This is a genomic window from Roseomonas sp. TAS13 (assembly GCF_001950415.1).
Classification (GTDB): Bacteria; Pseudomonadota; Alphaproteobacteria; order Acetobacterales; family Acetobacteraceae; genus Roseomonas; species Roseomonas mucosa.
On sequence record NZ_BDLP01000166.1, the window covers coordinates 1 to 9,472 of the forward strand.

Annotated in this window: 7 protein-coding genes; 5 read left to right on the forward strand and 2 right to left on the reverse strand. The window is 70.5% G+C overall.

The window, feature by feature from the left end:
- Nucleotides 1-376: 376 nt before the first annotated feature.
- A complete protein-coding gene (locus tag ROTAS13_RS13650) occupies nt 377-1,492 on the reverse strand; it encodes a glycosyl hydrolase family 8 (RefSeq protein ID WP_083755527.1) in 1,116 nt (371 codons plus the stop codon).
- Nucleotides 1,493-1,549: 57 nt separating this feature from the next.
- The gene (locus ROTAS13_RS13655) at nt 1,550-2,281 is read right to left on the reverse strand and encodes a TetR/AcrR family transcriptional regulator (protein WP_075822610.1); all 732 of its coding nucleotides are present in this window, start codon (nt 2,279-2,281) and stop codon (nt 1,550-1,552) included.
- Between the two features lie 197 nt (nt 2,282-2,478).
- Between ROTAS13_RS13655 and ROTAS13_RS13660 the strand changes: the two genes are divergently transcribed.
- The 5 genes from ROTAS13_RS13660 to ROTAS13_RS13680 all read left to right on the forward strand — a co-directional run bounded on the left by ROTAS13_RS13660 (nt 2,479) and on the right by ROTAS13_RS13680 (nt 9,394).
- Nucleotides 2,479-3,795 (forward strand): GTP cyclohydrolase II, encoded by a 1,317-nt coding sequence (locus ROTAS13_RS13660; RefSeq protein WP_075822611.1) that lies wholly within the window; start codon nt 2,479-2,481, stop codon nt 3,793-3,795.
- Nucleotides 3,792-5,045, forward strand: a complete 1,254-nt coding sequence (locus ROTAS13_RS13665) for a URC4/urg3 family protein (RefSeq protein ID WP_075822612.1) — start codon at nt 3,792-3,794, stop codon at nt 5,043-5,045. Before ROTAS13_RS13660 ends, ROTAS13_RS13665 begins: the two co-directional genes overlap by 4 nt.
- Nucleotides 5,046-5,089: 44 nt before the next feature.
- Nucleotides 5,090-5,731, forward strand: coding sequence for a uracil phosphoribosyltransferase (upp, locus tag ROTAS13_RS13670; protein ID WP_019461151.1), 642 nt, complete (start codon nt 5,090-5,092; stop codon nt 5,729-5,731).
- A 362-nt stretch (nt 5,732-6,093) separates the two neighbouring features.
- The gene (locus ROTAS13_RS13675) at nt 6,094-7,965 is read left to right on the forward strand and encodes an adenine deaminase (protein ID WP_075822613.1); all 1,872 of its coding nucleotides are present in this window, start codon (nt 6,094-6,096) and stop codon (nt 7,963-7,965) included.
- 43 nt (nt 7,966-8,008) lie between these two features.
- A complete protein-coding gene (locus ROTAS13_RS13680) occupies nt 8,009-9,394 on the forward strand; it encodes an NCS2 family permease (protein ID WP_019461149.1) in 1,386 nt (461 codons plus the stop codon).
- Nucleotides 9,395-9,472 lie beyond the last annotated feature (78 nt).

A 9,472-nucleotide genomic window follows, 5' to 3' on the forward strand; every position in this document is an offset into this window, starting at 1 on the left:
GCCACTGTGCGGGCCACTGTGCGGGCCCCTGTGCGGGCCCCTGTGCGGGCCACTGTGTGGGCCCCTGCGCGGGATGCGGGATGGACGCCGGGCCTGAAGGCGGGACGGGAGCCTGCATCGCCGCCGGAGGAGCCATGGCCGTCGGCGGCGGGGCGGCAACCGGCGCGGCATCGGGCGGCGAGGGTGCCTCATCCGGCGCCGGCCGGGGCGGCGGATCGCGCCGCACGGCCTCGTTGCTGAAGTTCCGGTATCTCAGGGTCGTCGCGCCCAGGGCTTCCGCCACACGCAACACATCAGACTTGCCATCCATGCGAGGCGCCTCCCGACCGGCTTGGGCCATGTGCAGTGCAAGGGATGAGGGAACGCTCCGGCACGCTCATGCCGGGCGGTCCGCCAGGGCGACGAGCAGGCTCAGCGCCGCCGAGTAGTAGGTGTCGTCCCAGAGGGGCGCGGGGATAGGCGCGGGGGGGATGCTTTCCCGCAGAGGTGAGCGGGAGGCGCCTTCCGGGCGGCTGGCCGCCGGGGCCATGCCGGCACGGCGCATCGCCAGCCCGGCCACCGCCGCCATCCCTGGCAGCGCCGGGACCGGCGCGGCTTCCGCGTTGCGCAGGTCCACCCAGGCAGGCGGCGGGCGTGGCGCATCGGCCCAGAAGGATGCCGGGCCGCGCAGCCCCGGCTCGTCCACCAGCCCGGCCCAGCCGAGCCAGAGCGGCACCCGGACGGCATCATAGGAAAAGCGCGCCGGCCAGCCTTCCGCCAGCGTCACGCCCCCATCCGCCCGGGACACCGCCACCCAGTCGGCGGGCAGGCCATAGGGGCCGAAACAGGAATCCCGCAGCAGGGCCAGCCCATCCGTGGCCAGGTCGAGCCAGAGCGGGTCGGGCAGCGCCCGGGCGAGAACGCGCATCATCGGAAAGGCGTAGTAGGAGGGGTTCACGACAACCTCTCCACTCCGCTCGAAGCCTTGCAGGCCCGGCAGCAGGACGAGCCGCCCACCGACCCGGCGCGGCAGCATCCGGAGGATGCCTTGCGCGGTGGCGAGGCCACCCGCCCGCCATTCCGGCCGTCCCCATTGCTCGCCGGCCAGGATCAGCGCCGTGGCGATGAACAGGTCGCCATCCGTGGCGTTGTTGAGGTCCTCGCTGCCGTCGCTGCCCTTGCCGCGCCAGGCGTGCAGGCCGTCCGATGTGCGGCGGAGGTTCTCACGCGTCCAGTCGGCGATTCGTTCGAAGCGCGTCCGGTCGCCGGCCTGCAGGGCGAAGAGCATTGCCCAGCCCTGCCCCTCGGAATGGGTGATGCCGCCGTTTCCCGTATCGACCACCCGGCCCTCGGCCGTCAGGAAATGCCGCGCGAAGGCGTGCCACCCGGATGCGAAATCGCCGGATGAGAGACGGTGCGGGGAAGCAGCCTCCGCCCTACGCGAGACACCGAAAGAACCTATCGCCCAGATGGTTTTCCTTCGCGTTATCTTGCTCGCCAAGGCGGCTCCCAAGGATTTTTGTCATATCAATGGGTGTATCATCTGACCTATTGCATCGCAAAGGTTGTATTAACCATTTGTTCTTTTCGTGAACGTTCCGGCGCCCTTGTGGCTTTCTCGCCCTGAAGTCATTCCCCCCACGTCAGGCAGGCAGGCGCCGAGGACCAGGCGGAGGATGGTGTCCTCGCCCTCTGCGCAGGCCCGTTCGTCCATCTCCGCGATGCCCAGCACCGGCGCGATCTGCGACGCGAAGTCCGCATAGGTCTGGGTCATGGCCCAGAGGGAGAAGAAGAGGTGCCGCGGGTCGATCGGGCGCATCAGCCCGGCGGCGATCCATCCCTCCATCACCTCCGCCTTCCGCTCCACCAGCTCCCTGAGATCCCGCGCGAAGAAGCCGTGCAGCTGGGGTGCCCCGTGCAGCACCTCGTTGGCGAAGACGCGGGAGGCGTGCGGCCGCAGGCGCGAATGGCGCATCTTGGCGCGGATATAGGCGGTGAGCGCCGTGGCGGGATCGCTGTCCGGGCGGATGTCGTCGGTCGCGGAAAGCCAGAGCGCCAGGATGTCGTCCAGCACCGCGCGGTAGAGCCCTTCCTTGGTGCCGAAATAGTAGTGGAGATTGGCCTTGGGCAGGCCGGCCGCCTCGGCGAGGCCGGACATGCTGGCCCCGGCAAAACCCGCTTCCGCGAAGACAGGTTCCGCCGCGCGCAGGATCTGCGCCCGCAGCGCCTCGCGTCTGCCCTTCCGAGAGGCAGGCTTGCCGTCTCCGGCGCCAGCGCCTGCCGTTTCCGCGTGCTTCACCATCCCGATCCCCTGGAGGACGACCGATCCGTGCCCATCTTGCAAGTTGACCGATCGGTCAAGGTCACCATAGCCTCCCGGACTTGAGCGGCCATCCTCGCCATGGAGCCCTTCCGGATGATCCAGCGCATCGTGCAGATCCCCTCGTCCCGGCAAGCCCGGCCCTGGAAGGAACCGGCCCGCCGGGGAGGCTCCGCGCGATGAGCCAGATCCCGGAAGCCACCCCTTCGCCGCTCGCGTCCCCGCCGCTGCAGGCGGCCCTCCGCGGCAACCAGCCCGGCCCGGCGCGTCCCATCATCCTCACCTCGCATCCCGGAATGGCCGGCCAGGGTGCTCCCACGGTGCAATGGGGCGCCGCCGACCCGCAGCGGCGCGGCCCGGTGATCGCCACCCCCGGCGAGGGCAGCCGCAACGCCATCGGCACCCATGCCGGCTCCTACGCGCTCTATCGCGCCCTGGCCGTCGCCGCCGGGCAGCTTTCCGCCGGCCACCGGCCGGACCTGACCAACACCCGCCCGGCGGAGCCCATCGGTCCCTTCGCGCAGTGGGCAGACCCCGGGAGGATCGTCTCGCTCGATCCCTGGGGCCACATGACCACCGAGGCCTTCGGTGCCGAGATCGCCTCGGGGCGCGACATCCGGCCGAGCATCGCGGTCACCAAGGCTCATATCAACATGCCGGAGCTGACCGCCGCGATGCGCGCCGGGCGGCTGGAGCCGGACGGACAGGTCCTCGGCCCCAACGGCGATGCGCGGGTCACCAAGGTAGCCATCGAGCCGGTCTGGTGGCTGCCCGGCGTGGCGGAACGCTTCGGCATCACCGAGAACGACCTGCGCCGCGGCCTGTTCGAGCAGACCGGCGGCATGTTCCCGGAACTGGTGACGCGGCCGGACCTCAAGACCTTCCTGCCGCCGATCGGCGGCATGACCGTCTATCTCTTCGGCGACCCGGCGAAGCTGGGCAGGCCCGAAACGCGCATCGCCTGCCGCATCCATGACGAGTGCAACGGCTCCGACGTGTTCGGCTCCGACATCTGCACCTGCCGCCCTTATCTGGCGCATGGCATCGAGGTCTGCATCGAGGAGGCGCAGCGCGGCGGCGTGGGCGTCATCGTCTACAACCGCAAGGAAGGGCGCGCGCTCGGCGAGGTGACCAAGTTCCTTGTCTACAACGCGCGCAAGCGGCAGGAGGGCGGCGACCGCGCCGACCGCTACTTCGCCTGCACCGCCGGCGTGGCGGGCGTGCACGACATGCGCTTCCAGGAGCTGATGCCAGACGTGCTGCACTGGCTGGGCATCACCCGCATCGACCGGCTCGTCTCCATGAGCAACATGAAGTACGAGCCCATCGTGGCCAGCGGCATCGAGGTGGTGGAGCGCGTGCCCATCCCCGAGGAGCTGATCCCGCCCGACGCGCAGGTGGAGATGGATGCCAAGAAGGCGGCCGGCTACTTCACCGACAAGGTGCCGGATGCCGCCGAGCTCGCCATCACCAAGGGCCGCGGGCTGCAGGAGTGAGCGCGGCGGAGGACAGGGCGGAGACCGCCGCGCAGCTCGCCCTGCTGCGCGACCCGGCGACGATCCGGCGGCGGGCCCACGCCATGCTGGCGCTGGCGGAGCATGACGCCCTGCCGCATTTCCGGCTGCACCCGGAACGGCTGGACGTGGCGGCGGACTATGTCGCGGCGGTGATCCGCGACAACTACCCGGACCTCGCCATCCCCTATCATGCGCGCTGGCGGCATTTCGCCGCCGGCGGGCGCGACCGCTGGGGCGCGCTCGCCCGGATGCTGGAGGACCAGTCCGGCGAGGAGGTCGCCCGCATCCGCTTCGATCTCTGCGTCGTCAGCGTGCTGCTCGACGCCGGGGCCGGGCCGGACTGGGCCTTCACCGAGGACGGGCAGCGTATCGCCCGCTCCGAGGGCCTGGCCGTGGCCAGCCTCCATGCCTTCGCCACCGGGCTCTTCTCGGGCGATCCGACGCATCCGTTGCGCGCCGATGCGGAGGGCCTGTCGCGGATCGACGCCGCCTCGCTCGGCGCCGCCTTCCAGGTGGGGCCGGGCAATCCGCTGGAAGGGCTGGAGGGCCGCGCCGCGCTGATGCGGGCGCTGGGCGCCGCGCTGCGCGCCCGGCCGGACATCTTCGGCCCCCAGGCCCGGATCGGGCGCCTCTACGACCATCTGGCGGCACAGGCCGGGGGGGGTGCCCTGCCCGGCGCCCTGCCTGCCAGGGCCGTGCTGGCCGCGGTGCTGGAGGGTTTCGCGCCGATCTGGCCATCCCGGCTCAGCCTGGGCGGGGAGAATCTCGGCGATGTCTGGCGGCACCCCCTCGCCGCGCCGGAGGAGCCTGCGCTCGGCCTGCTGCCCTTCCACAAGCTCTCGCAATGGCTCAGCTATTCGCTGATCGAGGCGCTGGAGGATGCCGGGCTGCGCGTGGCCGGGCTCGACGAGCTGACCGGCCTGCCGGAATACCGCAATGGCGGCCTGTTCCTCGATCTCGGCGTGCTGGAGCTGCGCGACCCCGCCCTGGCGGAGCATCCCCTGCCCGTGGAGCATGAGGCCATCGTGGAATGGCGCGCCCTGACCGTGGCGCTGCTGGACCGGGTGGCGGAGGGCGTCCGCGACCGGCTGGGCTTCACCGCCGCGGAGATGCCCCTGGCCCGCGTGCTGGAAGGCGGCACCTGGGCCGCCGGCCGGCGCATCGCCCGCGAGAAGCGCCCCGGCGGCACCCCGCCCCTGAACGTGCGGAGCGACGGCACGGTCTTCTGACCGGCCGAGCCCTTTCCCGCCGAGACGAAGAAGGTCCCGACACCATGTCCGCCGCCCATCCGACCCTGAAGGTGATCGACCACCCCCTGGTGCAGCACAAGCTGACGCTGATGCGGCGCAAGGAGACCTCGACCGGCGAGTTCCGCCGCCTGGCGCGCGAGATCAGCCTGCTGATGGCCTATGAGGTCACGCGCGACCTGCCGCTGGAGACCACCAGCATCGAGACGCCGCTGGAGGTGATGGAGGCGCCCATCCTCTCGGGCAAGAAGCTCTGCTTCGTGTCCATCCTGCGCGCCGGCGACGGGCTGCTGCAGGGGATGCTGGACCTCGTCCCCTCCGCCCGTGTCGGCCATGTCGGCCTGTACCGAGACCCGCAGACCCTGGTGCCGGTGGAATACTACCTGAAGCTGCCCGACGACATCGGCGCCCGGCAGGTGATCGCGGTGGACCCCATGTTGGCCACCGGCCATTCCGCCGCCGCCGCCGTGTCGCGCATCAAGCAGGCCGGTGCCTCGCAGGTGAGCTTCGCCTGCCTCCTCGCCGCGCCGGAAGGGCTGCGCGTCTTCGCCGAAGCGCATCCGGACGTGCCGGTCTTCACCGCCTCGCTGGACCGCGAGCTGAACGACCATGCCTATATCCTGCCCGGCCTGGGCGATGCGGGGGACCGGCTCTTCGGCACCAAGTGAGGCGCCGGCCGCGCCCCGGCGGATTGTCGGGGCACGGCGGAACCCCCTCCGGCGGGGTTTCTTCCGCTTCGGCTGTCGCTTCCGGTTGGACGGGGCCGGTTTCCCCCCGCTTCGGAGGCATTTTGCGGCAAGGTCGAAAAAGCCCAGGAAGTGCCTCGGCTCCGTCACATTTCCGGATGGTTATCCACAGAACCTTCCACGGATTTTGGGGATAACTGGGCGGTCCGGCCCGGCACTTCACGGCGGGTGACGGGTGGCGGCGCCCCTGTACATGGCACTCGAATTGCAAGATTTTCCGCGGGCCCGGTGGCCGGGGGAGCCAGACCCGCGCCGCCGCCATCCCCCAGCCCGCCGGATCTGCCATGACCCCTGCCCGTCTTCCCGACGACCTGCTGATCGATGCCGCGAGCGAGGTGAGCATCCGCCAGGAGCTGACACTGGTGGCCCTGGGCCGGCGCCCGGCGGACCGGGTGCTGCGGGTCGGACGACTGCTGGACGTGCATACCCGGAGCTGGATGGAGGATGCGGAGGTCGTCATCCGCGGCCGCCGCATCGCCTATGTCGGCCCCGCCGGCTCCTGGCCCGGCGAGGCCGGGGAGCGCGTCCATGAGCCGGACCTCGCCGCGGTGCCTGGCTTCGGCGAGGTGCACAAGCATATCGAGAGCTCCCACCTGACGCCGGAGTGGGAGGCGGCGCTGGTGCTGCCGCGCGGCAATACCTGGACCTGCGAGGCCAGCCACGAATTCTCCAACGTGGACGGGCCGCACAACCTGGAATTCTGGCTCACGGCCCGGCGCCAGGGGTCGCCGCTGAAGATCTTCCCCCTGCCCGGCTCCGCCGTGCCGCCCACCGCCTATGAATGGGGCGGCGGCTGGTTCGGCCATGACGAGCAGCAGGGCTTCCTGCGCGAGAGCCTGATGGTGGCCGGGCTGGACGAGGTGATGGACTGGCCCGCCGTCTGGAACCCGGAGAACCCGTCCTACAAGCGGCTCTGGGGCATGATCCAGGCGACCTTCGCCCAGCGCGGCGTGGTGGAGGGCCATGGCGCGGGGCTGCGGGAGCTGCCGGAGATCAACGCCTTCGCCGCCGCCGGCCTCGCCTCCGACCATGAGGCCTGGTCGCCGGAGGAGGTGTGGGAGAAGCTCCGCCACGGCATCTTCACCGAGATCCGCCCCTATTCCATGGACCAGGTGATCCCCTGGCTGCTGGACAAGGGCCTCGCAGACTGGTCGCAGGTCGCCTTCACCACCGACGACCGCAGCGCCTCGGACACGATCCGGCTGGGCGCCACGGACCACAATGCCCGCACCGCGATACGCCTGGGCCTCGCCTCGGAAACCGCGATCCAGTGCGTCACGCTGAACCCGGCGCGGCACATGCGCCTGACCCCCTGGGTGGGCAGCCTCGCGCCCGGCCGCTTCGCCGACGTGGTGCTGCTGCGCGATGTCGCGGCGCTGGAGATCGCGAAGGTCTGGGCCGATGGACAGCCGGTGAGCGAGGGCACGCGCTACACCGGGCCGGTGCCGCGCATCGCATGGCCGGAATGGGCGACGCGGACGGTGAACATCCGGCGCGAGATGACAGCCGAGGATTTCCGCATCGCCGCCACGCCGGGACGCGCGGCGATGCAGGCGGCGCTGCTGCGCCCCTTCCACTGGAATGACGGCTTCATCACCATGGAGCTGCCGGTCGCGGATGGCGCCGTGCAGCGCGACGCCGCGCGCCACGTCACGAAATTCGCCATCGTGGACCGTTTCTCCGGCGAGGGGCGCACGGCGAGGATGTTCTGGCTCGGCTGCGGACCGGCCACGCCCGGCACGGCGCTCGCCTGCTCGGTCGCGCATGACAAGCACAACATCTGGGTCGTGGGTTCCTGCGACGAGGCCATGGCGAAGGCGGTGAACGCGCTGCGCGAGACGGGCGGCGGCTGGGCCCTGGTGCGGGAGGGCGCGCTGGTTGCCACCGTGCGCTACGAGGTCGGCGGGCTGATGAGCTGCCGCCCGGCGGAGGCGCTGAACGCGGAGATGCAGCACCTCTATGACGAGGGCGCGAAGGTGGAGTGGATGTACGAGCCCACCTTCCACCCCCGCTGGTTCCCTGGTTTCCCGGAACGCCTGATCTTCGCCACCCTCACCTGCGCGCCCTGGCGCTGGGTACTCGTGGCCCCCTGCGAGCAGGCGCCGCTGGGCTTCGTCAACGTGCAGACCGGCGAGACGCATCCGGTGGTCTGGTAGGAGGGGGTTCTCCACATGAGCAATGCAAGATGAGCAATGCAAGATGAGTAATGCAAGCCTGGGCGCGGGGGCGCCCATCGGCGAGGCACGGCCGAAAGGCGCACTCGACCGCTTCTTCAAGCTGAGCGAGCGCGGCAGTTCCGTGCCGCAGGAGGCGATCGCCGGCCTCACCACCTTCGCCGCCATGGCCTATATCATCGCGGTGAACCCGGCGATCATGTCGCAGGCCGGCATGGACCGCGGCGACCTGGTGATCGCCACCGCGCTGGCCGCCATCTTCGGCAGCGTGATGATGGGGCTGACGGCGAACCTGCCGCTCGCCGTGGCGCCGGCGATGGGGTCCAACGTTGTCTTCACCTTCATCCTGGTGAAGGGGATGGGCGTGCCCTGGCAGGGCGCGCTCGCCATGGTCTGCTTCACCGGCGTGGTCTTCCTGCTGCTCAGCCTGACGAAGCTGCGCGAGAAGGTGGCGAAGGACGTGCCGGAGGTGCTGAAGGTCGGCATCAGCGCGGCGGTCGGCGCCTATATCGTCTTCATCGCCCTGCGCGGCGCGGGCTTCGTGGTGGCCAATCCCGGCACCTTCATCGCCATGGGCTCGCTGCGCGAACCCGCGGTTCTGCTGACCCTGGCCGGCATCCTGGTCACGCCGATGCTGGTGGCGCGGCAGGTTCCCGGCGCGCTGATCCTGTCCATCGCCGTGCTGACCGTCATCGGCTGCTTCGTGCCGCTGCCGAACGGCACGGCGATCACCAAGGCGCCTTCCGCCTTTCTGGCGCTGCCGCACTGGCCGTCCAACACCTTCGGCCAGCTCGACTTCTCCTACATGTTCCAGAACTTCATCGTGGTGCTGCCGATCCTCTTCTACTTCGTCTGCGCCGAGTTCTTCTCGACGCTGGCGACGGTGATCGGCGTCACGGGGGCGGCGAACCTGCGCCGGCCGGACGGGTCCATCCCCAATGCCACGGCGGCCTTCTCCACGGATGCGACGGCGACGATCGTGGGGCCGATCCTCGGCACCTCCGTGGTCACGGCCTATATCGAATCCGTCACTGGCGTGCAGGCGGGCGGGCGCACCGGACTCACCTCCATCACCGTGGCGGCGCTGTTCTTCCTGGCGCTGTTCGTCTGGCCGGTCTTCACCGTGATCCCGCCGCAGGCCACGGCCCCGGCGCTGGTGGTGGTCGGCGTGCTGATGCTGCAGGGGCTGACGCGGATCGACCTGGGCCAGCTCACCAATGCCGTGCCGGTGGCGCTGACGCTGCTGCTGACGGTGCTGACCAACAACCTGATCAACGGCATGGCGATCGGCACGCTGAGCTATATCCTGCTGTTCCTGGCGCTCGGCCGGGCGCGGGAGATCAGCGGCGTGGTCTGGGGCCTGGGCGTGGTGTTCATCGCCTATATCGCGGTGATGACGCGGCTGAGCTGACGGCGGGGCGTCCGGCCAAGGGGGCGGGGGCCAAGGCTGTCTCTTGATCACATCTACGCACAGCTCCACCGTAAGGCG